This window comes from Vasconcelosia minhoensis LEGE 07310 (assembly GCF_015207255.1).
GTDB classification, from domain to species: domain Bacteria; phylum Cyanobacteriota; class Cyanobacteriia; order Phormidesmidales; family Phormidesmidaceae; genus Vasconcelosia; species Vasconcelosia minhoensis.
On record NZ_JADEXG010000027.1, the window covers coordinates 1 to 25144 of the forward strand.

General features: G+C 56.1%; 29 protein-coding genes and 1 tRNA gene. 10 read left to right on the forward strand and 20 right to left on the reverse strand.

Annotation, left to right across the window (positions count from 1 at the left end; translation table 11 throughout):
• Window positions 1-337 precede the first annotated feature (337 nt).
• The 3 genes from IQ241_RS12650 to IQ241_RS12660 all read left to right on the forward strand — a co-directional run bounded on the left by IQ241_RS12650 (window position 338) and on the right by IQ241_RS12660 (window position 2528).
• Window positions 338-1051, forward strand: a complete 714-nt coding sequence (locus IQ241_RS12650) for a hypothetical protein (protein ID WP_193907644.1) — start codon at window positions 338-340, stop codon at window positions 1049-1051.
• Window positions 1048-1689 carry a molybdenum cofactor guanylyltransferase gene (locus tag IQ241_RS12655; RefSeq protein WP_322743642.1) on the forward strand — a complete coding sequence of 214 codons (642 nt, stop codon included), beginning with the start codon at window positions 1048-1050 and terminating at the stop codon, window positions 1687-1689. Before IQ241_RS12650 ends, IQ241_RS12655 begins: the two co-directional genes overlap by 4 nt.
• A gap of 77 nt (window positions 1690-1766) precedes the next feature.
• The gene (locus IQ241_RS12660) at window positions 1767-2528 is read left to right on the forward strand and encodes a phycobilisome rod-core linker polypeptide (RefSeq protein ID WP_193907646.1); all 762 of its coding nucleotides are present in this window, start codon (window positions 1767-1769) and stop codon (window positions 2526-2528) included.
• 114 nt (window positions 2529-2642) lie between these two features.
• Here IQ241_RS12660 and IQ241_RS12665 read toward each other — a convergent pair whose 3' ends face one another.
• The 4 genes from IQ241_RS12665 to IQ241_RS12680 form a co-directional block, all read right to left on the reverse strand.
• Window positions 2643-3563, reverse strand: coding sequence for an RluA family pseudouridine synthase (locus IQ241_RS12665; RefSeq protein ID WP_322743643.1), 921 nt, complete (start codon window positions 3561-3563; stop codon window positions 2643-2645).
• Between the two features lie 34 nt (window positions 3564-3597).
• Window positions 3598-4449, reverse strand: a complete 852-nt coding sequence (cobA, locus tag IQ241_RS12670) for a uroporphyrinogen-III C-methyltransferase (protein WP_193907648.1) — start codon at window positions 4447-4449, stop codon at window positions 3598-3600.
• A gap of 124 nt (window positions 4450-4573) precedes the next feature.
• On the reverse strand, window positions 4574-5425 hold the full coding sequence (locus IQ241_RS12675; protein ID WP_322743644.1) for a sirohydrochlorin chelatase: 852 nt from the start codon (window positions 5423-5425) through the stop codon (window positions 4574-4576).
• 229 nt (window positions 5426-5654) lie between these two features.
• Window positions 5655-6041 carry a DUF4359 domain-containing protein gene (locus IQ241_RS12680; RefSeq protein ID WP_193907650.1) on the reverse strand — a complete coding sequence of 129 codons (387 nt, stop codon included), beginning with the start codon at window positions 6039-6041 and terminating at the stop codon, window positions 5655-5657.
• A gap of 150 nt (window positions 6042-6191) precedes the next feature.
• Between IQ241_RS12680 and IQ241_RS12685 the strand changes: the two genes are divergently transcribed.
• A tRNA-His gene (locus IQ241_RS12685) sits at window positions 6192-6264 on the forward strand.
• 153 nt (window positions 6265-6417) lie between these two features.
• Window positions 6418-6606 (forward strand): hypothetical protein, encoded by a 189-nt coding sequence (locus IQ241_RS12690; protein ID WP_193907652.1) that lies wholly within the window; start codon window positions 6418-6420, stop codon window positions 6604-6606.
• A 382-nt stretch (window positions 6607-6988) separates the two neighbouring features.
• On the opposite strand, the gene IQ241_RS12695 is transcribed toward IQ241_RS12690, so the two are convergent.
• The 9 genes from IQ241_RS12695 to IQ241_RS12735 all read right to left on the reverse strand — a co-directional run bounded on the left by IQ241_RS12695 (window position 6989) and on the right by IQ241_RS12735 (window position 13350).
• On the reverse strand, window positions 6989-7216 hold the full coding sequence (locus IQ241_RS12695; RefSeq protein ID WP_193907654.1) for a hypothetical protein: 228 nt from the start codon (window positions 7214-7216) through the stop codon (window positions 6989-6991).
• Window positions 7217-8273: 1057 nt separating this feature from the next.
• Window positions 8274-8846: a PIN domain-containing protein gene (locus IQ241_RS12700; protein ID WP_193907656.1), complete on the reverse strand. Its 573-nt coding sequence runs from the start codon at window positions 8844-8846 to the stop codon at window positions 8274-8276.
• A 3-nt stretch (window positions 8847-8849) separates the two neighbouring features.
• Entirely contained in the window at window positions 8850-9320 is a 471-nt protein-coding gene (locus IQ241_RS12705) for a helix-turn-helix domain-containing protein (protein ID WP_193907658.1), read from the reverse strand.
• A 177-nt stretch (window positions 9321-9497) separates the two neighbouring features.
• On the reverse strand, window positions 9498-9839 hold the full coding sequence (locus tag IQ241_RS12710; RefSeq protein ID WP_193907660.1) for a site-specific integrase: 342 nt from the start codon (window positions 9837-9839) through the stop codon (window positions 9498-9500).
• A 96-nt stretch (window positions 9840-9935) separates the two neighbouring features.
• Window positions 9936-10073 carry a hypothetical protein gene (locus IQ241_RS12715; protein ID WP_193907662.1) on the reverse strand — a complete coding sequence of 46 codons (138 nt, stop codon included), beginning with the start codon at window positions 10071-10073 and terminating at the stop codon, window positions 9936-9938.
• On the reverse strand, window positions 10057-10479 hold the full coding sequence (locus IQ241_RS12720) for a hypothetical protein (protein WP_193907664.1): 423 nt from the start codon (window positions 10477-10479) through the stop codon (window positions 10057-10059). The genes IQ241_RS12715 and IQ241_RS12720 overlap by 17 nt, the downstream gene beginning before the upstream one ends.
• Window positions 10480-10739: 260 nt before the next feature.
• Window positions 10740-11189 carry a DUF2442 domain-containing protein gene (locus IQ241_RS12725; RefSeq protein WP_193907666.1) on the reverse strand — a complete coding sequence of 150 codons (450 nt, stop codon included), beginning with the start codon at window positions 11187-11189 and terminating at the stop codon, window positions 10740-10742.
• A complete protein-coding gene (locus tag IQ241_RS26545; RefSeq protein WP_193907668.1) occupies window positions 11173-11421 on the reverse strand; it encodes a DUF4160 domain-containing protein in 249 nt (82 codons plus the stop codon). The genes IQ241_RS12725 and IQ241_RS26545 overlap by 17 nt, the downstream gene beginning before the upstream one ends.
• Before the next feature lie 294 nt (window positions 11422-11715).
• The gene (locus tag IQ241_RS12735; protein ID WP_193907670.1) at window positions 11716-13350 is read right to left on the reverse strand and encodes a S8 family serine peptidase; all 1635 of its coding nucleotides are present in this window, start codon (window positions 13348-13350) and stop codon (window positions 11716-11718) included.
• A gap of 286 nt (window positions 13351-13636) precedes the next feature.
• Here IQ241_RS12735 and rpe point away from each other — a divergent pair, with 286 nt between their 5' ends.
• Together rpe and IQ241_RS12745 are read left to right on the forward strand one after the other, a co-directional pair.
• Window positions 13637-14353, forward strand: coding sequence for a ribulose-phosphate 3-epimerase (rpe, locus tag IQ241_RS12740; protein WP_193907671.1), 717 nt, complete (start codon window positions 13637-13639; stop codon window positions 14351-14353).
• Window positions 14354-14735: 382 nt separating this feature from the next.
• Entirely contained in the window at window positions 14736-14921 is a 186-nt protein-coding gene (locus IQ241_RS12745) for a hypothetical protein (protein ID WP_228021649.1), read from the forward strand.
• A 47-nt stretch (window positions 14922-14968) separates the two neighbouring features.
• Here the strand turns inward: IQ241_RS12745 and IQ241_RS12750 are convergent, their stop codons facing one another.
• Entirely contained in the window at window positions 14969-17182 is a 2214-nt protein-coding gene (locus IQ241_RS12750; protein ID WP_193907672.1) for an APC family permease, read from the reverse strand.
• Window positions 17183-17301: 119 nt separating this feature from the next.
• On the opposite strand from IQ241_RS12750, the gene IQ241_RS12755 reads away from it, so the two are divergent.
• The 3 genes from IQ241_RS12755 (at window position 17302) to plsY (ending at window position 19618) form a co-directional block, all read left to right on the forward strand.
• Window positions 17302-17736: a DUF3119 family protein gene (locus IQ241_RS12755; RefSeq protein ID WP_228021650.1), complete on the forward strand. Its 435-nt coding sequence runs from the start codon at window positions 17302-17304 to the stop codon at window positions 17734-17736.
• Window positions 17737-17819: 83 nt separating this feature from the next.
• The gene (locus IQ241_RS12760; RefSeq protein WP_228021651.1) at window positions 17820-18875 is read left to right on the forward strand and encodes a DUF3086 domain-containing protein; all 1056 of its coding nucleotides are present in this window, start codon (window positions 17820-17822) and stop codon (window positions 18873-18875) included.
• A gap of 107 nt (window positions 18876-18982) precedes the next feature.
• Window positions 18983-19618 (forward strand): glycerol-3-phosphate 1-O-acyltransferase PlsY, encoded by a 636-nt coding sequence (plsY, locus tag IQ241_RS12765; protein ID WP_193907674.1) that lies wholly within the window; start codon window positions 18983-18985, stop codon window positions 19616-19618.
• A 7-nt stretch (window positions 19619-19625) separates the two neighbouring features.
• Here the strand turns inward: plsY and proC are convergent, their stop codons facing one another.
• The 6 genes from proC to IQ241_RS12795 form a co-directional block, all read right to left on the reverse strand.
• The gene (gene proC / locus IQ241_RS12770) at window positions 19626-20450 is read right to left on the reverse strand and encodes a pyrroline-5-carboxylate reductase (RefSeq protein ID WP_193907675.1); all 825 of its coding nucleotides are present in this window, start codon (window positions 20448-20450) and stop codon (window positions 19626-19628) included.
• Window positions 20451-20622: 172 nt separating this feature from the next.
• Window positions 20623-21243: a cell division protein SepF gene (locus IQ241_RS12775; RefSeq protein ID WP_193907676.1), complete on the reverse strand. Its 621-nt coding sequence runs from the start codon at window positions 21241-21243 to the stop codon at window positions 20623-20625.
• A gap of 434 nt (window positions 21244-21677) precedes the next feature.
• Entirely contained in the window at window positions 21678-22376 is a 699-nt protein-coding gene (locus IQ241_RS12780) for a YggS family pyridoxal phosphate-dependent enzyme (RefSeq protein ID WP_193907678.1), read from the reverse strand.
• The gene (gene pipX / locus IQ241_RS12785) at window positions 22373-22642 is read right to left on the reverse strand and encodes a transcriptional coactivator PipX (RefSeq protein WP_193907680.1); all 270 of its coding nucleotides are present in this window, start codon (window positions 22640-22642) and stop codon (window positions 22373-22375) included. The genes IQ241_RS12780 and pipX overlap by 4 nt, the downstream gene beginning before the upstream one ends.
• 140 nt (window positions 22643-22782) lie before the next feature.
• The gene (locus IQ241_RS12790; RefSeq protein ID WP_193907682.1) at window positions 22783-24288 is read right to left on the reverse strand and encodes an anthranilate synthase component I; all 1506 of its coding nucleotides are present in this window, start codon (window positions 24286-24288) and stop codon (window positions 22783-22785) included.
• On the reverse strand, window positions 24192-25133 hold the full coding sequence (locus IQ241_RS12795) for an energy-coupling factor transporter transmembrane component T family protein (protein ID WP_193907684.1): 942 nt from the start codon (window positions 25131-25133) through the stop codon (window positions 24192-24194). Before IQ241_RS12795 ends, IQ241_RS12790 begins: the two co-directional genes overlap by 97 nt.
• Window positions 25134-25144 lie beyond the last annotated feature (11 nt).

The window sequence follows — 25144 nt, forward strand, 5'->3', positions numbered from 1 at the left end:
GGGTAGGGGCATGGTTACCATGCCTGTGAAGGGCGAATGAGTAATTTAGTTCAAATGTACTAAATTCCTGGTGATTGCTCAAGGGTTGTGAAGGAATTTGTAGTGAGCGGTTTTTGGGTTAGGCGCGATCGCGCTACAGGCCGTAACAACCTATGGAAGACTGCGGATCTTGCCTAAGCCTTTGACTTTTCGCTCGGTTCTGAGGACGATGGGCAGATAGATGTAGCGACGGAGCACGATCCGTTCTGGCAGCTTGAATCGGGGACATCAATCGCCATCGTGAGCGATCGAGAGAACTAGAGCCTGACCGTTTCAGTATTTCAGAGAGCGTTGAGTGATGCCCGCCCAATCCAAACCGTCTGATCCGCGAGCGCAGCGTATTGCGCTTTATTTTCTGCTGGGGCTGAGCTTGAGCGCTTTGCTAGCGGTCGCCAAAGCGGCGCTGGCCTGGGCGGCTGCAACCTATCTTTACTCGCTACCCTATGCCGGGGGCTTTTTGAAAAGTGTTGAGCTGGTGGAAATTTCCAATCTGCTGATTTTTCTGCTGCTGGGGTTGGGCATTGGGGCCGCTACCCGCTATTTACCCCAGTCCTGGCCGATGCAGGCAAAAGTTGCTCTGCTGGTAGTCGTGACGCCGCTGGTCTTCTCGGCTAGCTACGTGATGCAGCAGGCGCTCTGGGTGCGGCAGGTGGCCGAGCGGGCAGAGATTTCCCCAACCGAATCGCGCCAGCTGACGAATGGTTTTCTCCGGCGCGAGGTGGGCAGCGGTGGCTTTTGGGGCTTTTTTAGTCTGAGCACGCAAATGACAGACCTGCCGACCCAGCCGGAAATTCTACAGACGCAGCTGACCGATAACCCCAATGTGGTGGTTGAGAATGAGCTCGCAAAATACGAAGAGTTTCAATCGTCGCTGATTTCAGTCGCTTTTCGGGCGGTGGGCTGGGCCATTCGTCTGATGTACATCACCATCGCCGCTCTGGCCGCTGCGATTTACTACGCTAAGGGCCAGCTCTGGGCGGATCAGCGGCGTCAGGCCAAGGCCGAACCGTGACGACCGCTGCGCTGATTCTGGCCGGGGGTCGCAGCCTGCGGATGGGACAGGATAAGGCCCTACTGCCGGTGCGGGGTATGCCACTGCTGCCGCGAACCTGCCGAGTGGCGCAAACCTGTACGCCTCGGGTCACTGTAATTACGCCTTGGCCTGAGCGCTATCAGGCGGTCCTTCCCAACGGCGTACGGTTGCTGCGAGAGGAGCAGTCGGGGCCGCGATCGCGCGGTCCGCTCCACGGCTTTTACCAGGGACTTACCGCTCTTCAGGCCGATCCGCAAGCTGACTCGGTGGACTGGGTTCTCCTGCTGGCTTGTGATCTGCCTAATTTAGAATCGTCTGTGCTAATGCGCTGGCAGCAGCAGCTGGACCAGGTACCGGCGGCCGCGATCGCGTCTCTTTTCCCCACCGCCAAAGGCTGGGATCCCCTGTGCGGCTTCTATCGCCGCCGCTGCTTGGGCAGCCTGGCCGACTACCTGGCCACCGGACAGCGCGCTTGCCAAACCTGGCTGGCCCAGGAGACCGTTGCCGCCTATCCGGCAGTGCCGCCAACTATGCTGTTTAACTGCAACACGCCCGCTGACTGGCAGCTGGCCCAGGGCGATCGGAATATTAAGGTCTGTAATATTTTTCTCAGATAGTCCCAGGCGAGCGCCACAGCTCCCGTATGATAAGGATTAACGTTTGTAAACATCCATAAGATTCTGGAGATTCAAAAGTGGCGCTTCCTCTATTGGATTACACCCCAAAAAGCCAGAACCAGCGAGTCGAAGGCTACGTGGTTCCGGGCGATGACCAGCCCAGGATTTACAATGCCGAGGCTCTGCTTTCCAAGGCTGAGATGCTCGACCTGATCGAGGCTGCCTATCGTCAGATTTTCTTTTATGCCTTTAAGGCTGACCGCGAGTCGGCGCTGGAGTCACAGCTCTGCAATAACCAGATTACGGTACGTGACTTTATCCGCGGGCTGCTGCTATCTGAGACCTTCCGCAGCAGCTTCTATGACAAAAACAGCAACTACCGCTTTGTCGAACAGTGCATTCAGCGGGTTCTAGGCCGCGACCCCTACAATGAGCAGGAAAAGATTGCCTGGTCAATTGTGATTGGTACCAAGGGGATTGAGGGGTTTGTCGATGCTCTGCTTGATTCCGAAGAGTACTTAGAGAACTTCGGCTACGACACGGTGCCCTATCAGCGTCGCCGCGTGCTACCGGGTCGCCAGGAAGGCGAGCGCCCAGTCAATATCAAGTCGCCGCGCTACGACGAATACTATCGCTCGATTTTGGGCTTCCCCCAAATTATCTGGCAGAGCGAAGTGCGCAAGTTCAAGCCGCAGGAGCAGCAGCCCACCGAGGGGAACCCGGAGCGCTATCTTGAAATGGCTCGCAGCATCGGCAGCCGCGCTACTCAGGCTCCACGGGTTTCGACTGCCAATATCAACATCGGCGCTACGGTACCCTACCGGAAAGTTAATACCTAACGCACAGCTCTCGCCAATCTGTGAGCATCTGTAGCAAAGCGCCGGAGTGGTTCTAGATCTCGTTCTAGATCTCTCTGGCGCTTTGCCGATCTGGCCTGCTAGAGAGCGCCACGCCTAGGTTCGCAGCCGCAGCCGATTTAGCAGGGTTTCCATATCAGCTGGCAGCGGCGCTACGGCGACAATAGGGGCCTGAGTTAGGGGATGGGATAGGGTGAGACGACAAGCATGGAGCGCCTGCCCGGCTAGGTTGACGCCAGCAGAGCGCCCCGAACCATAGTCCAGATCGCCGACGATAGGATGGCCCAGCCAGGCACTGTGGACCCGAATTTGGTGGGTGCGGCCGGTCTCTAGCCGAAAGTGCAGCAGGCTATAGTTCCCCAGCCGCTCCTGAAGCTGCCAGTGGGTGACGGCCTGCCGTCCGCCCTGGTCAATGGGGACGACGGCCATTTTCTTGCGGTCTTTAGGATGGCGACCGATCGGCTGATTGACGGTACCAGAATCGGCTTTTGGCGCTCCGAAAACGATTCCTAGATACTCCCGCCGAGCCGTTTTGGTCTGAATTTGGCCTTGCAGACTGTGTAAAGCAGGTTCGGTTTTGGCGACGACAATCGCGCCTGTGGTGTCTTTATCCAGGCGATGGACGATGCCGGGCCGGAGGACGCCGCCGACGCCTTTGAGCTGCTCGCCGCAGTGCGCCAGGACGGCATTCACCAATGTGCCGCTGGGATGGCCCGGCGCGGGATGCACAACCATTCCAGCGGGCTTGTTAATGATCAGCAGCTGATCGTCTTCGTACAGAATATCGAGCGGAATCGGCTCCGGCATCAGCGCCAGCGGAACTGCCTCGGGAATGGTCAGGCAGACGCGATCGCCCTGGCTCACGGTCGCTTTTTTCGCCGTACAGATCTCTCCATTTACTCGCACTGAAAGCTGCTCGATCAGCTTTTGCACCCGGCTGCGAGACAGGCTTTCGACCTGGGTTGAGAGCCAGCGGTCTAGCCGTTCTGGGGTACCGGTGACGACCAGTTCCAGCACTTTTTCAGAAATATCAGAGTCCTCAGCGCTGACTCTATTTTGCCGGATGAGCAGATGGATGGGGCGGATTAGAGGTGGAATAAGTGTTTGCCCAGTGCGCAACTTGCAGGGGCGAGCTCGGGGCCAGCAGCGGATAGAGGTTTACAACCTGGCCGACTACCGCGATCGCAGGAGCGCTAAACCCGGCAGCGGCAACCTGCTGCACAATCGTCTCCAGGCAGCCGACCAGCGTTTCCTGCTCGGGCCGGGTACCCCAGCGAATCAGCGCTACCGGCGTTTGGGCCGACAGACCGGCAGCGGTGAGCGACTCGACGATATTGGGCAGGTTGTGGACGCCCATATAAATGACGATGGTCTCGGAACCCTGCGCGATCGCGGTCCAGTTCACCGCAGGCCGATATTTCCCAGCCCCCTCATGGCCCGTCACAAAGGTCACCGATGAGCTAAATTCTCGGTGGGTAACCGGGATTCCGGCATAGGCTGGCGCTGCAATCCCAGCAGTGATGCCAGGGATTACCTCAACGTCAACGCCCGCTTTGATCAAATCGGCCATCTCTTCCCCCCCCCGCCCAAAGACAAAGGGATCTCCCCCCTTCAGCCGCACTACAGCCGCGTGATCCCGCGCCTGCTCGAATAAGAGCTGGGTGATCTCTGCCTGGAGTAAGGAATGCTGGCCGCGCCGCTTGCCTGCGTTGATCACCTGGGCCTGTGGATTCACCATCGCTAAAATCGGCGGGCTGACCAGGGCATCGTGAATGACCACATCCGCACCCTCTAAAATTGCCTTCGCCTTCAGCGTCAGCAGCCCCGGGTCACCTGGTCCCGCTCCCACCAGATAAACCTTTCCATAGCGAGCATCAGTATCCGTTTGGGCAGAAGGAAGCATGGGAGAATGAGTCTGAATCAAGAATCGGTGAGCATGACCAAGCACTCACCTAATTAAAGCCATTGAACCAAATTTATAGCCGCCCTTTTGCGGTCAGTGCTACGAATTTTGAGGCGATAGAGCTTCAAGCGGCCCTTGAATCTTGCTCGGAACGCACTAATTCAACCACGATATCGGCTAGCTCGGCCGAAGCGCCCAGCACAGGCAGCAGTCGAAAACTGATCCGCGGGAAGCGCTCAGCCAGCTCTTCTGTCAGGTGGGCAATGGCGTCTGTAATGCCGCCCGCAAAGAGGAAATAGGGCAGTACGGTCAGACGCTGACAGCCCTGCTGCATCAGCGAGATCGCCTGACTTTCTAGATCGGGCGGGGTAGACCAGTAGGCAACCGCAGTGCCCAGCCGCTGAGCTAGCGCATCAATCGGTCGATTGCCCCGGGGGCGACGGCTGCCGTGGGCGACCAGCAGGGAACCCTCTGCCGGAATCGAAGCCAGCTTTGCCGCCATCAGTGCGGAAATTCTTTCGTGGCTGCCTAAATACGGACAAAGCGTCAGCTCCAACGTATCCCCCAGCAGCTGGCGAGCAGTTCCCACCTCAGCCGGAATGTCTTCCGCCACGTGGACGCCATTCATCAAAAAAACGGGAAGCAGCTTTAGCTGAGTGACGCCAGCCGCCTGCAAACGACGACCAAATTCATAGATCTGCTGACTCAGAGGAAGCGGCGCTAGCTCCAGACAGGCCGTACCGACAATGACTTCAGAAGGGCAGCGAACGGTCGATGCTGGCGGCATGGATGGGGCCGAGGTCAGCAGTGGCGAGGACGGCGCTTTCGATGGCGGATTGGCTTGAGCGCTGCTGGGCTGACCGGCTAGCCCTCCCATCAACCGACGGCGAACGAGGCGGGCTAGGCGAGCCATCGCCTCCTGCGGACGCGGGTCACGGCTGCCGTGGGAAATCAGTAGGTAAGCAGTAGAAGACACCACAGGTTTCAAAATATAGGGTATTAAAAGGGCTATAAAACAGGCCAGATCGCACCAAGGGGAAAAACCTAGCCACCAGAGGGCAGAGAAATTATCTGGGATTTCCGATGCAGATGTATGTAACTAAATATGCAATATACGGCTGTTCCCTTTTTTGCCAACGGCTATTTTGCCCAATCCTAATGGCACAAGCTCTAGTGGATCAAGTTTTCTGTCAATTTGGCCTGACCTAAGTGCGCTCGGCGCGGAAGGTGAAAAAGCGATCGCCGATCCCCAAGGTCTCAAATTCGTAGGCTGGAGCCTGGGTGAAGCCCGGAATTGTGAGCCGAGTCCGGTAAAGGCTGAAAATAATAAAATTCGTCTGCGCGGTCTGCTGGCTCACCAGCTCTCGCAGCGGACTCTGGCCGCTTTGAAGCAGGCTAGCGCACTGAGATTGGAACAGCTCCGCGACGGCAGACGGTAGGTCGGCGCAGACCGTCGTTTCCAAGTAGTCGCTGAGTTTCGCCGCCGCGTAGGTTTCATACTCATCGCGTTCGGGATTGGTCACCGCCAGCCCACCTAGGACAGCGACTAGAATCAGGCCGCCAATCCAGTTGGATACTTTGAATAAGCCCATTACCTAGCTCTCCCCAAAACTGGCCCATGCATCAATGCTTTGGCTTCTCAGACCATTATCTCTGAATTGGGCACCAAGCAGGTTCGTGCTGAAAGATAGCTCTGAATTTCGCTAGAATGCTATACTCACTAAAGCCTTAGGGCAGACATGGCGAGCGTGGCCAAGTGGTTAAGGCAGTGGATTGTGATTCCACCATTCGCGGGTTCGAGTCCCGTCGTTCGCCCTCATCTCAGACTTTTCTCAAAGTGGCTAGCCTAATGACTAGCCTAAATTTTTGAGTTTTGCGGGCTCTATATTTACTTGCACTATCCCCGTTTTGTTTTGTACAGATTTGCTCAGGGATAATCTAACCTCAGCTATCTAGTGAGGGCTTCCCGTGAAAAAGTGGCTATTTATCGTTCCAGGACTAATTCTTCTGTTCTGGGGACCTGCGTTTTTGATGACTAATCAAAACAGTGAAGTTGAGGGAGATTCTTTATCTAGTGCAGTTTCTACGCCTCATCTTCCAAAATTTGAAGTAATTACAATTGCAGGAAAAACCCCAAAGAGGTTGCCGCAGTTTTAGGTGAACCTACATCAGTAGAGCAAGTTAACCCCAGTAGTGCAGCCTGTCCTTGCGACAAACTAAGTAAAAGAAGGTTGGGCAGCGTCCAAAAATCGCAATTGCAACCGCCTCATTGGAACTGCGATCTCGCCTTAGAGCGCTGGGAATAACGAAGCGACCAGCGAGACCGGGCGCAGCACTGAGGCAGTGAGGGAAAAGCTGGAGGAACTGGAGCGCTAGCTAGCATGCGGGATTTTGAATACTCGCATCCTCAGCCGCGCCTGCCAAGCTGCTAGATAGCATGGCTTGTCGCATAACCTCTGGTCAATTATTCGCTCCAAGCTCTCGACCATTTCTTGCTGAAAGCTGGCTTAGCTTTGAACGTTACTCACCCGCGTCCCTCTCAGCGGCTTACTAGAATATTCGCAATAATCGAAATTACCGCAGTCGCAATCAGTCCAAATGCCAAGTTGACTACCTGCCCAGACGCTTTTTGATAGGTTTCTACCCGCACGTTGGTCAGCTTCTGCTCTGTCACTACGGCGTCAAGCGTTGTTTTGATTTGCTCAAGATCAGCATTAATCTGCGTCACTTCAGCCTCAATTCGGTCGATCTGGGTTTGCTCAGCCATGCCTGCATTTGTCTATTCTCCCTACATTGTAATGGCTAGCGCCTTCCCTAGAACGAGGTGCGCTCGGTGTTTTACGAACTGAATCAGGACGTTGGCGAACTGACCGGAAAGGTTGATCAACTCAATGAAAAGGTACTCCGTGAGCAGATTGGCCAGCAGTCCGCGGCACTAGAACGGTCAGTCAGGAACACCTCCCCGTTCTGTCTCTGGCACCTCAGCTGAGTTGGGCTAACGTAAGGATTGGTTCCCAACAGCTGAACTATTGGCTCGCAGAGAGCCGCTATGTTCCCGCTCACAAATATCGCGATCACCAAATCAATCACAGCCCTTCCCCTAGAACAATACTCCCAGGATGCCCAAACTCCTGACCTAGAAACCGCAGATTGAGCATGAGCAGGGCGTGATATCCTCCCCCTAGAATATCTCCCGTCTTGGCGTTGCTGATTTCAGGTATGAGCCATTTTCTCAAAGCCTAAATATGCCGTGAGATACTCATCGAATTCATACTGCTATTCAGCAACGCCCACCGCCATTCAGCAATGGGCGCGGGCTGTTTTAGCGGAAAATAATCCTGAAGCCAATGCAGATATGTTCAGCCTGCTGGGTTTGCTTGCCACAGCTGAAAAGCAGTATCTATGGAAGTGGCTAGCAGTCCATGACCCCTTGCTGAAGCTCAGGCTGACCCGATCGCGGCAATCCCTATCTATGGCAGGCTAACCGATGGCCGATAACCAAATCTGACAAACCCTACAGAACGCGATCGCGGCTGAGCAAAAGCTGAATGAAGCCATCCTTCAGCAGCTGACAGAGCTGGCCGCCGATAAGTCAGAGAGCCAATGGATCAGCTTGGAAGAAGGCGCTAAAGCCCTTGGGCCAGCCTTCAGCAGCCGGAAACTGCTGGAAGATATCAAAGCGGGCTTCCTTGAATATGGCAGTCAGTACATAGACACTAGCAACGGCAGCCGCCCCACCTATGCCGTAAAGGTCTCTGCTCTGAGAAAGGTCTACGAACGGCCCCCAGAGCAGAGACGGCAGCAGCGGCCTGAGCAGCTGCGTTCTACATCTCCTCAATCAGCTCTCGCAGCATAGACACTGTGATACTCAATTCCTGTCGCAGCAAAGTTTCTAGATATTCTTCGGTCGATTTAGGCGGTGCTTTTAAGCGTTTTCGGCACAGTTCAGCAGCGACAGCTACCCGAGAAGGTCTCAAATCCAATAAATAGGCAATGAAATCGTCAGGATGCTGAGCTTCAACATCATATTGAGCCAAGACTGGTGGCGGAAAGTCCTTTAGATTGAACGTGACAATGACATCAGCACCCGCTTTTATAGCTGCTGCTAGCACATGGCAATCGTCAGGGTCGGGGAGTTCTAACTGTGGGATGAAGCACTCATAACCTTCTACTAAGCAATCTCGAACGTGGCTGTTCATTAAAACTTTGGTTCGAGTCAGCTGCTCTAGGGTCAAGTCTGGCCGCTTCTCCAGCACGCTACGAATCCATTCATCATGGATTTGATTGGTCCAACGGGCGCGAAAAAGGTCAGTCAGCGCCACCTGCATCAGCAAGTCTCGTAAAGGCGCTGGGTATAAAACACAAGCATCATAGAGAGCTGTGAACTGAGAAGCCATCGGCTATTCGTAACCCATCCCCAGCTCTTGCGCCTGCTCTGCAAGTTTATCCAGGGTATCCATGCGCTGTTCATCCATCCGCTGTTTGTAATCCATGAGGTCTTCAAACCGAATGCGGCGATGGCGGCCCACGAGTCGATAGGGGATGTCACCAGACTCAACCAGCTTTACCAAGAAGGGGCGCGAAACATTGATCAGGTCGGCTGCTTCTTGAGTCGTCAGCTCAGCATGGATCGGAATCAGGGTAACCGCATTGCCACGGGCCATCTGGGACAGAATATCTATCAACAGCTGAAAAGCCGCTTCAGGAATAACCGCTTCTTGCTCTGAGCCATCATCCTCAACGATCTTGATCCGACGAGCCGCTTGCTGAGCTGACAAATGAGCTGCCAAAATGCGGCTGCTTTGCTCTGAAATTTTAGTATCAGCTTCACTGGGAATTAGAGGTTTCCCTGTAGTCGATGGCAATGTCATGACCGTCTCTCCTTTAGAAAAATTGCTACAAACTCACTACTACTGAGCCGTACTAACTTTCCTATCCATCTCTCTAATCTACAAAATAAACGAAATATTCGCAATAGACGAAACGGATACTTCATTTTCTGCCCAACCTGCCCAACCTTACAAAAGGGGTTGGGCAACTTTACCCCCCTATCTAAGTTTTTCTAAGAAAGCGCTCCTAAGCTGGTCGGCCCCCAGATAGTGCAAGTAGATGTCTGAATGAACCTTTAAGCTATGCCCTTGTGACCGCGCGGCGATCGCAGGGTCAATTCCCTTCAGCGCCATCCGACCTGCATGAGCATGGCGCAAGTCATAGATTTTGAACGGCAGTCCTAACCGTCTAAAGTACTGACTGCTTTTATTGCCATAGGCGCTATGAGAAGCAGCTTTCATTGGGGGCAGGTCGTTCTCAGCTCTCTTAAACCAGTGCTCCCACCATCCCAGCGGGCAGGGCAGCGCGACTGCTCGATAGCCCGTCTTGCCATCCTGCACAACTGCAATGGGGTCATCTTTCAGCTTTTCCAGGTCAATCCGAAAAGCCTCATGATTCCTTAGCCCGTAGCAGGCGACCAGCTGATAGAACGCTCGCTACCGCTGGTCGGGGATGCGATCGCACCATTCCAAAATCAGAGCATCACTGGGAACCTGATCCCGGCTGACTGCGGTAGGTCGATACTTACCCCTGAGCGGCTTCAGGTTCGCGCTGACCTCAGCGAAACCGGCCAAGGCACTGTAGGCAGTACAGGCCCGTTTTAGGGATGGCATAGTCTTTTTCCCAAGTTGTCTCGCTTTTGGGATTGCGTTCCCGGCGGATGAAATAGTCGCGTTCAAACTCTTTCAGCCACTGCCCTACCATCTGCCCTCGCTGCTTAACCGTGAGCCAGTCTGACCAGTCGAACTGACCTAGCATCAGCAAATGGTTAAGGCGCTGGGCTTCTGCCTCTGCCCGCTTGATGCCCGCTGGGTTGAAGTAAATCCCTAGCGATATCCGCTTCTGATAGGACTGTGACTTCCCCGAGCCAGGCTTAGGCGGGAACGTTCCCCGCAGATACAGCCGCTCGCTCTCCCCTGGGGTGACAATCCGAACCGGGATGTTTCCACCCTTCAGCTGCTCGTTCGCCGCTCCCAGCAAGTCACTTGCCGACTTCTCACCATAAATCCCTAGCCTAGCTACTAGCCTAAATATAGGCTAGTTTAATACCGGTTTATGCCTATTAGTACCTCTGAACCAAGCGCGTAAACCTACCTTATATCAAGTGCTGTAGCTGAAAGCCTTAGAGCTCAAGGACTCAAAATTCGGTTTATGATTCCACCATTCGCGGGTTCGAACCCCTTCGTTCGCCCTCTTTTCAGCCATCCTTGGAAAATTGCTGATTCAGAATGGCTACACGACTAAGACTGCTGAGAGTGCCAGTGCTCTCGTTGGCTTTTTGGCCGACCGCCTTTCTTACCGTTCTCACGAGCAGCCATTCGCTTCGCTTCAGAGGCCGACAGTCCCCCCTTAGCCCCTAGATTGGCCATCCATTGCTTTGTGCCAAATAGACCTTGCAGCAGATGAGGGATGCTCAAGTCGGCATCTAGATTGGGCCAGCTGAGCCCTAATCCTGTTGGGGATAGTTCGACATTAGAGAGTTCGGCTTCAGACGCATTTTTCAAGCCCTGAGCATCCTGAGCTGGGAACCTGAACTCGCTACCATCACTGAATAGAATCACTACTTTTTGACTATTGGAATCGTAATAAGCGTTTACAGCTTGGGGGCTAGAATCGATTGCTGCTTGCCCAGCTTTTCTCGCTGCGTCAATTTGCGCCTGTCGCGTTTGAGCTTTATCCTTTACAGCCATGATATTTCTCCCACCCTTGCTTTAAGGTCGCTAGGTTTTCCTCTGCAATATCGAGAATCTGGTTGACAGTCTTATTCGGCATCTGCCCCCTAATCTCGATGGGGACAGGCTCTGAGCCTGACACGTTAAGAACTAATTCTCCGGCGTTCTTCTTAACATGGACATGGGCAGGCTCGTGATCGTTCGGCCAGACAATGAACCGAAAACCTCGCTCTTCAAGAATCTTAGGCATTGACCTTACTGTTAATAAGATAACCCAACCGCTTGGGTTTGTAAACCATTGCTTGTCTCTACTAGGCGTAAAGCGAGTGCTAATCGATATTCTGGTCAGCGCCAAGCTGGGTATAAATACCCAAAGGTCAATGTCTAGGTCAACCCCGAGCACCTACTCAAAGGGGTGCTGTTCATACGCTTCGGCAAAAATCTCGGAACAGCCGCTGTTGTTCAAGGGTAACTATTGTCATACACCGACATTGATCGGGGTATGTCATGTATTGATCACGTATTGACGCGCTGTATAGGTTGCTTACGGAGCCATTGAAGAGGCTGACTGCGCCCACCAGGCTAGGGCATAGGGCTGGGTTGGCTGACCGGTTACACCCTCCTGATGGACGACTCGCAGCTTATAGCGGCCAGTTTCGGGGATCGGGTAGAAGATATGCTCGACGCTGTCGGCATCGCTGACTGAAGACCAGACGCTGTCTGAGAGATCGTCAGCGTCAGCGGGCATCAAATACAGATTGAGGTTGTTGAGGCCGCGATCGCGAAAGCTTTCACCCCGGTCATAGCGATCGTCGTCGCTATCGGCTAGCTCAACTAGCCGCTCCCAGGAGAGCGTCGCCGAGAAATAGCTGCCCGCCTGCAGAGGTTGCTCAAAAACATAGTCCTCATAGGCGCTAGGCTGATCAGTCTCTAGCTTCTGGTAGGCCCAGCCCACGGCGGGAACGGCCTCGGCCGGAGACCACTGCCCCCCAGCCAGCTGCTCGTAGGCCCTAAACGCATTCAAATGTCCGGTTCCTAACTCAGCATGGAGGGGAATCTTGACGTCGCTGTAGGCGTCAGAGTCGAGCCAGCTGCGGTTGCTTTCGTCCAGCAGTGTCCGGCTCATTCCCAGCAGCCGACCATCGCCGGTATCCTGGAGCTTGTCAGCTGAGTTGAGCAGCACAGACTTCATCACCATCGGCTCACGCGACCTCAGGCTCCAGTGGGGGGCACCGGCCCGAAACTGGCGATCGCCAAATTCTTGCAGCAGGGCGACGGTTGCCACCACGTGCGGGGCCGCGAAGCTCGTACCGCTGCTGGTGACTCGAACGCCGCTGGGATCGAACATCTCAATCTGATTGCCGGGAGCGACGATATTGATCGAGCGGCGCGTCCCCTCATTTCGTTCTGGGCCGGGCGATCGCGGCGAGAAAAAATTCGGCTCGCTGCTGAGGTTGGCAAAGTCTACTTTGACAAATTCTCCGTTGACGCGTCGGGAATAGGCGACGTTGATCCCGTTGAAGTTGTCAGTCGGGATGGGAATGCCGCCGCCGCCCTGGTTCCCGGCAATCACATAGAGCAGCTTGTGCGCTCGCTCCGACCAGTCAATGCACTGGGTAAGCAGGGCGTTGCCGTCGAGCAGCGGCGCGGGTCGGGGATCGCGGCTCAGCGGTTCGCCAAAGCTAAAATTCACCGCTCGCACATCGCCGCTGTTCTGCAGCGCCACATATTGAGACGCCAGACATTCTTCTGGCTGACCACTCATCTCAGTCAGGGGGCCCACCGCCGCCGAATAGAGTACCGCCTCCGGGGCGACGCCCGTAAGCAGCTTATCCTGGCTGATCATGACGCTCGCCACATTGTTAGCATGGTCATCGACAAATTCGTTCGCGATCGCGGGTTCATTCAGCTGGAACAGCCGATGGGGCTCCACCGGTCCGCTTGGGGGCACTATTTTATCGAGCCCAAACTGCCCCGGTCGGCCAATTTCAACCTGGCCAATGGCAATCTTACGGCCGGTCAGATTGTAAGGGGCCTGCTGCAGACGCAGCGCGTCGATTCCGGCTGGCCCCACAGAGCTGGTTAGCGCCAGCGCTGGCAGCCCAGCCAGCCCGAGGCCGCTAAAGCCGCTAATTCTAGCCAGCGAAAATCGAGTCTGACCAGCAAACCATTTAGCCATAGAAACCGTACCTATGATGAATGACCGATAGTGAGTCGGGCCTGGAAAGTTGAGCCGCCATTGCGTCGCTGAGCTACTGGGGCCGAGCATGGGGCAGCGGGAGCAATGGCTTTAAGAAAAACTGTAGCGCAATCCTGCGCGATCGCAACACCCTCAGCGTCGCCCCCAATCCAGCGATGGATGTGGCTAAGGCGACGATTAATAACGATGATCCCCAATGGCTATGAGGAGTCCGAAGATTTTGTTACGATATGTGCAGTAGTCTGCGTTAGAGAGGCCCATTTTCATGGCAACAGCCAACTCCCCAAAATCCCCCAAATCCACTGTCATTTCTCCATCAATTTTATCTGCCGACTTCAGTCGTCTGGGCGACGAAGTGCGCGCCGCTGACCAGGCCGGTGCAGACTGGATTCATGTCGATGTGATGGATGGGCGGTTCGTCCCCAACATCACAATTGGGCCTCTCATTGTCAAAGCAATTCGCCCGGTCACCCAAAAGCCGATCGATGTTCACCTGATGATTGTCGAGCCCGAGAAATACGTCGCAGACTTTGCCGAGGCCGGAGCCGACATTATCTCAGTCCATGCTGAGCACAACGCCTCGCCCCACCTCCACCGGACCCTATCGCTAATTCACGACTGCGGTAAGCAGGCGGGTGTGGTACTCAACCCCGGTTCCCCCCTAGAGCTGATCAAGCATGTACTCGATATCTGCGACCTGGTGCTGATCATGAGCGTCAACCCGGGCTTCGGCGGACAGAGCTTTATCCCCACAATGGTGGACAAGATCCGTCAGCTGCGCCGGATCTGCGACGAGCGCGGTCTCGATCCCTGGATCGAGGTAGACGGCGGTCTCAAGGCCCATAATACTTACCAGGTGCTAGAAGCCGGAGCGAATGCCATCGTCGCCGGGTCTGCCGTATTCAAGGCACCTGATTACGCTGAAGCAATCAGCAGCATTCGTCACAGCAAGCGCTCCGAGCCTGAACTCGCGACTGTCTAGCAGGCAGAGACGGCCCTTTCCCAGTCCATTTAGGACTCCCTTAAGATCGAGAAAATGCCCTGAGGAATCTGTCAGCCTCAGGGCATTTTGCTGTTTGTTGATTCATACTGCTTCACCCCACCGCGGCTTCCGTCAAAACACGTAGAAAGCTCGGCCTGAAATGTGCTCAACAGCCCAGTATTTTCCGGCCCGGAACAGCAGTTGGATTGTCCCGAATTTTTATCTATTGAGCGAAATAACTGTATAACATTGAGTTTACGACATATCACGGATGCTCTTAACAATCAATCTAGTTACAGTGATGTATGTAGATAAGTTTAAAAAATAAGTCATTTTTAATACCTTGGCTTCCCTGACAGCAGCTTTAAACTCAAGCTATCCCATGATGATCACAACGTCCGTTGAAGAGATGGTGGCAAAGATTTTTGCGACCCGCCGCATCACCCGCCACGATCAGTCTATCCTGATGACTCTGCTGACCCAGGGCAGAATCAGCTCTCAGGAGGAGACGCTGATCAACCAAATTTACGAAGCCCTAAGTCAGGGACGGCTGCGAGTTGTTGAATAGCCGATATTCGCGTCTCACACGCTAGTGCGTCGTGAGGTTGAAACGCCTTAGGTTAAGACGTCCAAGAACGCAAAGTTATTGGCTGCCAACACGTAAACCAGGGTAGGCAGCTGGTCGTCCTTGACCTGCTGGCGAATAAATGACTGGGTAAAGCTTTCGCCGGGCTGGTTCAGCCCCAAGAAGACCAGGTCGGCAGCCTGCGATTCTCGCTGCAAGGTTGTTTCAAAGGACTCTGTATGCTCGACGATAGCGGCCGGAGTCGCCTTAACTCTTAGCTGAGTGAGCAGATTGGCCAGATTGTCCAGCGCTGGCACAGCGGCGGCCTGATTCGGAACGCTTAGCTTCAGGCAAATTTCAGCTCGGTTCCAGGCCATAGACGTTTGCAGCAGGTAGGCCAAAATCATCATCAGCGCGCCGTCGGTGGGCAGATGGCGTATCCATAGATCGATTCGCCGCCGCTGCCCGAAGCCCCGCTCTGGGTTTTCGCGAAAAATTAGCACGTTGCGATGCGCTCGGTGAAACGCTTCGACCATTTGGCAATAGCGCTGCTGCGTCTCGGCCTGCTGGCTGTGGCCGAGCATGACGGTATTGGGCACCAGCGGCCCTAGCCCATAGTGGGTGACAAACTGCTCAGCCCCTTCAAAGGTATCTGCGGCCATTACCAGCCTGACCAGACCCTGCACGCCTCGCTCAGCCATATAGCTGCGGATCACGCCTTCCGACTTGAGCTGCTGTTCAATGCTTCTGGCCCCGGCGGGGAGGATACTCGCGACTGTCACCAGGCCGCGGTTATGGGTCAGCGCAGCGGCAAATTCAATCATCGGCCAGCGGCGGGTGGGAATGCCTGACATCACTAGCATGTGGGGCCGCCAATTGCGCGTATCGGCCTGGGGAGCCTGCCCCAGACCCAGAATGCCCTGCCTCACTAACGCTAGCCAAACCCCCCGCCGCACGTCGCCCCAGGTGCTTTGCAGCGCCTGCTCCTTAAGCCAGACAAAAACCCCAATCACGATCAGCGCGGCCAGCAAAGTCGCCAGCTGGTTGATCAAAAACATGACGACGATGCAGCCAATCGCCCCCAAAAATGAAAGTACCCAAGGCACGCGAAAGGTGGGCCGGAATGAGGGGCTGTTGAGAAAATTTTCCAGTCCTGCCGCTATGTTGAGCACCAGATAGGTGGTCAGGAAAAACATAGTCAAAATCGGGGCCAGCAGGTTGAGATTGCCAAAGAAGACGGCAACCAGCACAATCATCAGTGTCACCAGCGTGCCCAACCGCGGTTCATCGGCCGGACCGCTGCCGGTACCGAGGCCTCGCAATGCCCCGGGCAGAACGCGATCGCGGGCCAGCGCTTGCAGCACTCGCGGCGCTCCCAGAATGCTGCCCAGGGCGCTAGAGAGGGTGGCCCCCCAGACCCCGAGCAAAATTGCCCCGCCCCAAAGCGCCATTCGCTGCATTACCAGCGGATCGGTCAGTAGCGTCTCCGAATCGGCCCAGCGCACGAGGAGAAGCGGAATGGCCATATAGATAACATAGCCGGTCGCGATCGCGGCCAGCGTACCTACCGGGATCGCCCGACTCGGCTGCTTCAGGTCGCCGGACAGGGCTACCCCGGACATAATCCCGGTGACCGCCGGAAAGAAAACGGCAAATACCGTCCAAAATGACGCTTCTGCGGGCAGTTCAGTCGGCAGGTCAGCGGCACTCAGCGGCGCGACCGGATGGCCCAGCGCCAGCGAAAGCAGCGAAAGCGCGATCGCTGCCATGATGAAATACTGAATGCGAATGGCGAAATCGGCTGACTTGAGAGCCACTCCGGCGACGATGATCGCCGTAATCAGCCCAACTAGGGTTTGATTGAGCGCCGGGAAAGTGATCGCCAGGCTTTCAGCAAAGCCAATCACATAGAGGGCAATCGATAGGGTCTGGGCTATGTAGAGCGGAATGCCAACCGCCCCACCGACCTCCAGGCCCAGCGAGCGGCTAATCATATAGTAAGCCCCACCCGCTTTGACCTCGCGGTCGGTGGCAATTTCTGCGATTGAAAGGCCGGTCAAAAAGGTGATGGACGTAGATAGGGTGACGATAATTAGCGTATTCACCAGGCCCACGTTGCCCACAACCCAGCCAAAGCGCAGGTACATGATCACGCCTAGAATGGTCAGTACCGAAGGCGTATAGACGCCGCCAAAGGTACTCAGGCCAGGGCTATCTGAGCTAGAAGCAGCCGCCGGCGGCGGAGACGAGCCAAGTTTTGTCATAGGTTATAGATGGGCTAACGCACAAAGGTGTTAACGCACAAAGGAAATCTCTAGGCAGATGCCGCGCGATCGCTGTGCCCTTAGACTAGTAGAGCAGCTTGTTTATTTTTAGGACACCCTTGAGCCCGACCGATCCTACCATTGCTGAGCTGAAGCCTGACAGCGTCTGTCTTGCCCCGAGCTACCGTCTGCCGATTGGGCTGCTGCTGCTGGCGGTGCTGAGCGCCCTGGTCCAGCTTTGGGGCCATGTCTGGACGAGCGGCATTTTGGCCCTGCTGGGACTGTTTTTGCTCTACCAAACCGCGACGATTCGGCTCTGGCTGACGCCGACGGCTCTGGCCCTTTACCGGGGCGACCGGCAGCTGCGCGAGTTTCCCTATCAGGACTGGCAGTATTGGACGATTTTTTGGCCCGCTGTACCGATTCTATTTTATTTCAAAGAAGTAAACAGTATTCATTTTCTGCCGGTCCTCTTTGACCCCGAGGCGCTACGCACCCATTTGCTGGCGCGCTGTGCCCAAGCCGCCCCGCCCCAGGCCAAGGCCCAGCGATAAGCTTGTGGCCCACAGCTCATGGGGGGTTGTTCCGCCGGTCATCGCCTCTTATGCTTGCCATAGTCGCTTGCCCTGCTGATTTCATGACTCCAGACGAATTTTCCGACGCTGCCACCAATGACAATCGACCTGAGACGGCCGAACCCACCAGAGTATCTCAGGCCGATGCCGATCAGATCAGTACCCTGCGGGCTCAGAAAGCCGAGTTAGAGGAACGCGTCGAAACGCTGCAAACAACGAATAGCCGGTTGACCCAGGGCTCACCTCCGCAGCCTCCGCAGCCCGGTTTAGAGCGGCTGATCCAGACCAGTCTGCGCGACTTGGAAAGCCAGCGCCGCGAGCTACAGCGCCAGGTCGAGCAGCTAGAACGCCGGAAGGAGCGGATCGAGGCTGAAATGCGGACCAGCTTTGCCGGGGCCTCCCAGGATATTGCCATTCGCGTTCAGGGCTTTAAGGAATATCTGATTGGCAGTCTACAGGATCTGGCCAGGGCGGCAGAGCAGCTAGAGCTGGCGCCGCCTGCAGCGGCCGACAGTCCAGCTGAAGTCGCCGAGCCGCCGGCCGCTGAGACGGATCCACCCACGGTTGGCTTCGCAGCCCAGCGGTTTGAGCAACAGCGCGATCGCGTTCGCAGCCTGCTCGACCAGTACCGCACCCGACCTGACTACTACGGTCCATCCTGGCAGCTGCGCCGCACCTTCGAGCCGATCCACGCCGACCGCGTGGCGAACTGGTTCTTTACCCAGGGCGGGCGGGGCGCGGTTAAGAGCCTCGGCAGTCGGCTGCAAAATGTGCTGGTGGCTTCGGCCGCTGTATCTGCGCTCCATACGCTCTATGGCGATCGGCTCTGTGCCCTAGTGCTGGCCAGTACGCCAGAGCGGCTAGGCGAGTGGCGGCGCTGGCTACAGGACTGCCTGGGCATTTCCCGGGCTGATTTTGGCACCAATCGCGGGGTGATGCTGTTTGAGGCTCCTGAACCGATGGTGCAGCGGGCCGAGCGGCTGCTCGACAGTGGTCGGCTGCCGATTCTGCTGATTGATGAATCGGAAGAAAAAATTAGCCTCTCGCTGCTACAGTTTCCCCTGTGGCTAGCCTTTGCTCCCGACCCGGCCAATCCAATCGCCGACTACGAATATTGAGACTCGACAAAAGGTTGATAAATGTTGACAAGCAGAAAAGCGGCGGTGATAAACCGATATTCTGCTGGAATATAGCAGGTTAAGATCGGACTGAAGCTGGAAATTTCATGACTTGGTTAATTGGACTCGGGCTGCTCGGAGCCGCCTATCTATTGGGGTCGATTCCCACCGGTTTCTTGATTGCCAAAGCAGTCAAGGGGATTGACATTCGCGAACATGGATCCGGCAGTACCGGCGCTACAAATGTGCTTCGTGTCGTCGGTCGCGAAGCGGGTCTAGCGGTTCTCTGCGTCGATCTGCTGAAGGGGGCAACGGCGGTGCTACTAGTACGCTGGCTAGCACAGACTGACGCGATCGCGGGCCCGACCGACCGCCTGCCCTGGCTGACGATGCTGGTCGGGCTGCTGGTGCTGGTCGGGCATAGCCGCTCGATCTGGCTCGGGTTTACCGGCGGGAAATCGGCAGCCACAGGGCTGGGAGTCATCCTGGCGCTAGCCTGGCCGGTGGGGCTAGGCGCGGCAGTTGTGTTTGCGACGGTGCTGGTCGTTTCTCGCATGGTATCGCTGAGCTCTATCCTGGCGGCAGTATCCATTTCGCTGCTAATGCTGCTGACCCACCAACCGCTGGCCTACCTGCTGCTCGCGATCGCGGGTAGCCTCTACGTCATCCTCCGCCACCGTAGCAATATAGAGCGGCTGCTGGCCGGGACGGAGCCGAAGCTCGGACAAACCAAGCCCTCCTAATTCCTTCCTAATTCTTGCCGCCGGCCTGAGCGCCCAGCTCACGAGACCGTTTACTCGCGGCTAGCACCGCTTCGATCAGAGCCGACCGCAGCCCCAGCTCTTCAAGACAGGCAACGCCCATAATCGTCGTCCCTCCCGGACTGGTAACGCGGTCTTTGAGTACGGCTGGATGCATCCCCGTCTGCTGCAGCAGCTGCGCCGTTCCCAATACCGTCTGCACCGCCAGCTGATTGGCTACAGCTCGCGGCAGACCTGCCGCTACGCCACCGTCGGCTAGCGCCTCAATCACCACAGCCACGTAGCCCGGTCCCGAGCCCGACAACCCCGTGACCGCATCCATCAAGGCCTCAGGTACCCGAACAACTTGGCCAACAGCCTTAAAAATATGCTCGGCTAGCTCACTATGCTCAGCTAGCGTCCGACTACCGGGAGAAATCGCCGTCATGCCAACTCCAACCGTCGCCGGCGTATTGGGCATGACGCGGACAATTGGCCAGCCGGGAATCGCCGCCTCTAACCTGGCCAGTGTCACCCCAGCTAAAATCGACAGTATTAATGGAGAAACCTCGCAACGCACCCCTTGAAAATCGTTGGCTACCCGGTCGAAAACCTGGGGTTTTACCGCTAGCAGAATCGTTTGGCTAGACTCAATTACTTCGCGATTGCTGTCAGTGACGCGAATATCGTACTGTTCGGTGAGCGTATGCCTGCGCTCAGGTGAGGGATCGCTCGTTAATACCTGTCTAGGTTCATAATGCCCTAATGCAAGAAGGCGAGATAATAGGGCTTCCCCCATTACCCCGCCGCCAATGATGCCAAGTCGCGCCGGCAAAAGAATCAGTCCCCTTTACAGAATGCTTTCAGCACATTTAGCATACCTCGAATGGTGAAACATCGAGATATTGGATTTGTCTGTAATGGGACACTTCAGAAGTGCTAGGCCTGAATTTTGCCAACCATTCGGATGAAAGGTCTGATCGCAAAAGCGATGTTGACTAGGCCAGCTAAGCCATTCGAGCAATTTGCTCGGTTGCCCAGGCCGGTGTCGGTGCCGCCTGACGCGGCATAGCCGGCATCGGATCGGGCATAGTCGGTACGGCATGGTCTAGATCAGACGGCATGCTGACCTGGACGCAGTTTGGGGTAAACAGGAAAATACTCTCACCAATTCGCTCCTGATGACCGTCCATGGCGTAGGTTCCACCGGCCACAAAGTCTACCGCGCGCTGGGCTTGGTCGGGATCCATAATCGTCAGGTTGAGAACTACAGATTTCCGCTCACGCAGCGACTGTAGCGCCTGAGGCATTTCCTCAAAGGAGCGGGGCTCCATCACAATCACTTCAGATGTTCCGTTCATAGCACCAGGCATACCGATTACATTGTTCATTGAAACCACACCAGATTCAGAGGACAGATCCCGTTCGCGAATACGACGACGAATGCGAGGCTCTTCTTGAGACTCGGCACGATTCGGGACTGGTACCGGCGGCAGCGGCTCTGACTGCGTATCCTCTTCATAGAGGTTTTGGTAGTCTTCGCCATCTACCTCGTCGTATTCATATTCATAGTCAGCCGGATCGTTAAGACCGACAAAATCACGTAGCTTAGTGAAAAGATTACTCATAACCTATAACTCCATCACGACTTTTGCGAACTTGACATCGTTATCACCGTCAGCATACACACATCGAGGACGCTGAAAAGTAAAAATAAGGACTTCCGGGGGACTTTTCTAAAAATCTCTGCTTCCTCATGGGGGCAATGCTGAAGCTGAAAAATTTGCAGGGGGTCTGGGACTACCAAATATTATCCAATTACTCGCTTTTAAAGCGCTCCAAAACTTAGGGGAAGTCCGTCACCGCAGCAAAAGTGCTCAGTCAAGAATATCCCGGTAGGCTAGGCGGAGATCAGCATTTTATGGATGCCCCGCAGGCGCTAGCAGTAATTGAGTCAACAGTATACACGAATTTCAAAGCAAGTAGACTAGGCTCTCATCTCAGACTTAAAAGAATTACCACATACTTTCCCCAAAATGTCAATTGCTAGCAGGATTATTTTTTAGTTTTGCGCTCCAGTTCGACGTTGACGCTGGCCAAAAAGTAGCGTTCCCAGCCGGATCATGGTTGAGCCAGCAGCAATTGCTAGGGGGTAGTCGGCTGACATTCCGAGCGAAAGCTGGCTGATTTTGAGATGGGGAAATGCCATTTGGTTGATCATTTTCGCGATCTCCTGGGTCTGAATAAAAACGGCTTGCGTCTCGTCCGGCTCTAGCCCCTGGGGGGGGATCGCCATTAATCCCGTGATGTTGAGGTGCTGCATCTGGGCATAGTCCGACAGGTCCCTCTGAAGTTCAGCCAGAGTCAGTCCCCCCTTGTTTGGGTCGGGCCGCAGCTTCAGCTGAAGACAGCAGCTGGGTCGCAGGTCTAGCTCGGCGGCCTGCAGGTTCAGCCGTTCTGCTAGCTTCAGGCTGTCAATCGAGTGAATCCACTGGAAATGCTCGAGCGCCTTGCGAGACTTGTTCGACTGTAGCCGGCCAATCAGATGCCAGGTCATGCCGCTCAGGTCAGAAAGCTCAGCCTGCTTAGCGATCGCTTCCTGCACTCGATTTTCGCCGAAGTCGCGCAGGCCAGCCTCATAGGCAGCGCGGACGACCTCTGCTGAAAAGGTTTTGGTCACGGCAATCAGCCGCACCCGAGCGGGGATAGTGGCACGCACCGCTGCCAGGCGCTCCGCGATCGCAGCCGCAGCGGGGGTCATTGAAAGGTTTGCTGATAGGTCTTCTGGAGGCGATCGTATTCGCCATGCTGCCCAGCCCGCCGCAGGATTCGAATTCGATTTTCCAGTATCAGCCGGGCCTCGTTCCGCCCGACCGGGTCAAAGGACAGTCCGGCTGCCGAATTCTTGACCAGGAAAAACAAGCGTTGGGCATACAGGGTGGCGAAGAGTTCCTGGTTCTCTTCGACGAGGCAAACCCTGAAGAGCAGGCCAAAGTTGGGATGGTTGAGATAGGTTTCTGTGCTCATTCAGGCTTATCGCGATCGCAGTCGGCAAGTGAACTCGCCTTCAAATGCGCTTGTTCCTATTTGGGAAGAGTTTACAGCGTTTTCCTTCTGCAATCCCAAAAACCTGCTCAGTCGCCCAAAAGTTTATGCTCGCTCAGCCCCTAGGAAAGTCCCAGAGCAAGCAGCTGAGCTTTTGCCTTCTGCAGCGACTCCAGCCATTCCTGCTCGGGTAGGCTGTCAGCCACAATTCCGGCCCCAACCTGGCCCCAAACCCGATGGCCGCCCTGCTGATGCCCCGACTGGCTAACCCGGGCCATTAGCAGAGTGCGAATCAGGATATTAAGATCGAGGTGTCCACGGGCATCCAGGTAGCCAGCCGAACCATAAAACAGACTGCGTCGAACCGGCTCTAGCGCTTCGATCAGCTCCATACAGCGGACTTTGGGACAGCCGGTAATAGTGCCGCCGGGGAACATCGCCGCAATCAGATCGGCGGCGGTTTGGTCGGGTCGCAGCTGGCCGATGATATTGCTGACTAAGTGGATCACATGGCTATAGCGCTCGATGGTCATCAGCTCATCGACCTGAACCGATCCCCAGCGACAGACCCGGCCCAGGTCATTGCGCTCCAGGTCTACCAGCATAATATGTTCGGCTATTTCTTTGGGATGCCGCCCCAGGGTCTGAGCTAGGACCTGGTCGGCAGTGGCCGTCTCGCCTCGAGGACGAGTACCCGCAATGGGCCGAGTCTGGGCAGTGCGATCGCGCAGCGCCACCAGCCGCTCTGGGGAGCAGCTGCTCACAGCGCCCCAGGGCGTATGCCAATAGCTGGCAAAGGGAGAGGGGTTAATGCGCTGCAAAGCCCGATAGACCTGCCAGCTGCTGGCCGATGTGTGCGTACTAAAGCGCAGCGAAAGGTTGACCTGAAAAACGTCACCGGCTCGAATCGAGTCCTGAGCCTGGCCGACAGCCGCGATAAACGCCGTCCGGTCTGTAGCCAGCGTCAGTGCGTCGGTGACCTGTTCAGACGATTCCCCCAGCGGTAGCGGCCGGGCCAGTTTTGCCTTCAGCTCAGCCAGCTCCGCTAGGCTAGGAGCCGCTAGCCATAGGACCTGAGCCTGATGGTCCAATACGGCAAACTGGGCGGGTTCGTACCAAAAAGCAACCGGAAAAGGGAGGGGATCCGGGCGAAGCCGGGGCAGTCGCTCGATCTCCCAAGCGAGGTCGTAGCCCAGCCAACCCAGCCAGCCACCGATAAAGGGCAGCTCTGGACAAGGGCAAGACTGAGGGGGTGGAACGGCGGCCGCCGCCAAGCGGCGAAGCAGCGGCAAGATTTCTCCCACCGCTGGCGTCCAGAGCTGGGGATCATCATGTCGCAGATGCGGCGGCCCAGCACAGATGGAGTATCGCGCTGGCGCACCGGCTTCAACCGTCGGGTAAGGGCTCTCCAGCAAAGTCGCAATACCGGCGATCCCCGGCCGACTCGTGCCGGACTGGAACAGCGCTGCGAACACTTCCGACCCGGTGCGCTGGGCCAGCGGCAGGCGCTGCCAGCAGCGATCAGCTGGGCTCACACAGCGCCTCCCCAGGCCAGACGGCCCCACCAAAACAGGGCTAGCCCGAGTAAAACGGCCCAGTCCCACCAGTGCAGCCTCAGCTGATGCCACTGGACCCGATGCCGATTGGGGCTGGTAAACTCGCGCACGCGCATCGCGCTGGCAATTTGATCCGCCCGCAGCAGCAGGTTTTCTAGTAGCCGCTCCGATAGCATCAGCCAGATTCCCGCGGCGCGGCGCAGGCCCAACTTTTGCCAGTTGATCGCCCGGGTGCGGACAGAGCGGACTAAATTTTGGACTTCTTCTAAAACCAAGGGAATAAAGCGCAGGGCCAAAGTCAGCGTCAGCGCAATCTCAGTCACCGGAATGTTGAGCCATCGCAGCGGCTGCATCAGGTCCTCTAACCCCGCCGTAATTTCCTCGGGTGCAGAAGTTAGCAAAAATAGGTTAGTGCCGTAGATTAGCGTGAACAGCAGCGTTCCGGTTTTGATCGCGAGCTGCATTGACTGCTGGGTCACCTTTAGCCAGCCCAGCTCAAGCAGCACATAGCGATAGCCGGTCGGCTGAGGAAGCGACCGATCTTCAGGCGGACGGTCCAAACCGGTGAGATCTTCGGGCGGATTGTCCAAGCCGCTGAGCTGTTCCAGCCCGGGCAATCGGGGCTGCTGGGTGACGGCAATCCCATCTGGCATGACCATAATCAGTCCGGCAATCAGCAGACACAGCACTAGCAGCCAGCCCATCTGCTGCCGCCAGACGCGCAGCGGAATGCGGGCGGTGAGGGTGAGCAGGATCAGCAGGACGACAATCGCCAGTCGCCAGGTCGGATTGGCCAGAATCGGGGCCAGCAGAATACTCAGCAGCCAGGCCAGCTTCACCCGAATATCCACCCGGTGCAGCCAGGTCACCGGCTGTTCGAGGTAGAGGCCCAGCGGCAGCGATCGCAGCAGATCCATTGACTGCCTCC

Coding starts and splice junctions, on each gene's coding strand:
- pipX (WP_193907680.1), bottom strand. CDS start 22,642: ATGAGCACAGAAACCTATCTCAACCATCCCAACTTTGGCCTGCTCTTC.
- IQ241_RS26545 (WP_193907668.1), bottom strand. CDS start 11,421: ATGCCTAAGATTCTTGAAGAGCGAGGTTTTCGGTTCATTGTCTGGCCG.
- IQ241_RS12705 (WP_193907658.1), bottom strand. CDS start 9,320: ATGACATTGCCATCGACTACAGGGAAACCTCTAATTCCCAGTGAAGCT.
- IQ241_RS12695 (WP_193907654.1), bottom strand. CDS start 7,216: ATGGCTGAGCAAACCCAGATCGACCGAATTGAGGCTGAAGTGACGCAG.
- IQ241_RS12680 (WP_193907650.1), bottom strand. CDS start 6,041: ATGGGCTTATTCAAAGTATCCAACTGGATTGGCGGCCTGATTCTAGTC.
- IQ241_RS12735 (WP_193907670.1), bottom strand. CDS start 13,350: ATGGCTAAATGGTTTGCTGGTCAGACTCGATTTTCGCTGGCTAGAATT.
- IQ241_RS12750 (WP_193907672.1), bottom strand. CDS start 17,182: ATGACAAAACTTGGCTCGTCTCCGCCGCCGGCGGCTGCTTCTAGCTCA.
- IQ241_RS12760 (WP_228021651.1), top strand. CDS start 17,820: ATGACTCCAGACGAATTTTCCGACGCTGCCACCAATGACAATCGACCT.
- IQ241_RS12650 (WP_193907644.1), top strand. CDS start 338: ATGCCCGCCCAATCCAAACCGTCTGATCCGCGAGCGCAGCGTATTGCG.
- IQ241_RS12745 (WP_228021649.1), top strand. CDS start 14,736: ATGATGATCACAACGTCCGTTGAAGAGATGGTGGCAAAGATTTTTGCG.
- IQ241_RS12795 (WP_193907684.1), bottom strand. CDS start 25,133: ATGGATCTGCTGCGATCGCTGCCGCTGGGCCTCTACCTCGAACAGCCG.
- IQ241_RS12725 (WP_193907666.1), bottom strand. CDS start 11,189: ATGGCTGTAAAGGATAAAGCTCAAACGCGACAGGCGCAAATTGACGCA.
- IQ241_RS12780 (WP_193907678.1), bottom strand. CDS start 22,376: ATGACCCCCGCTGCGGCTGCGATCGCGGAGCGCCTGGCAGCGGTGCGT.
- IQ241_RS12700 (WP_193907656.1), bottom strand. CDS start 8,846: ATGGCTTCTCAGTTCACAGCTCTCTATGATGCTTGTGTTTTATACCCA.
- cobA (WP_193907648.1), bottom strand. CDS start 4,449: ATGCTTCCTTCTGCCCAAACGGATACTGATGCTCGCTATGGAAAGGTT.
- plsY (WP_193907674.1), top strand. CDS start 18,983: ATGACTTGGTTAATTGGACTCGGGCTGCTCGGAGCCGCCTATCTATTG.
- IQ241_RS12775 (WP_193907676.1), bottom strand. CDS start 21,243: ATGAGTAATCTTTTCACTAAGCTACGTGATTTTGTCGGTCTTAACGAT.
- rpe (WP_193907671.1), top strand. CDS start 13,637: ATGGCAACAGCCAACTCCCCAAAATCCCCCAAATCCACTGTCATTTCT.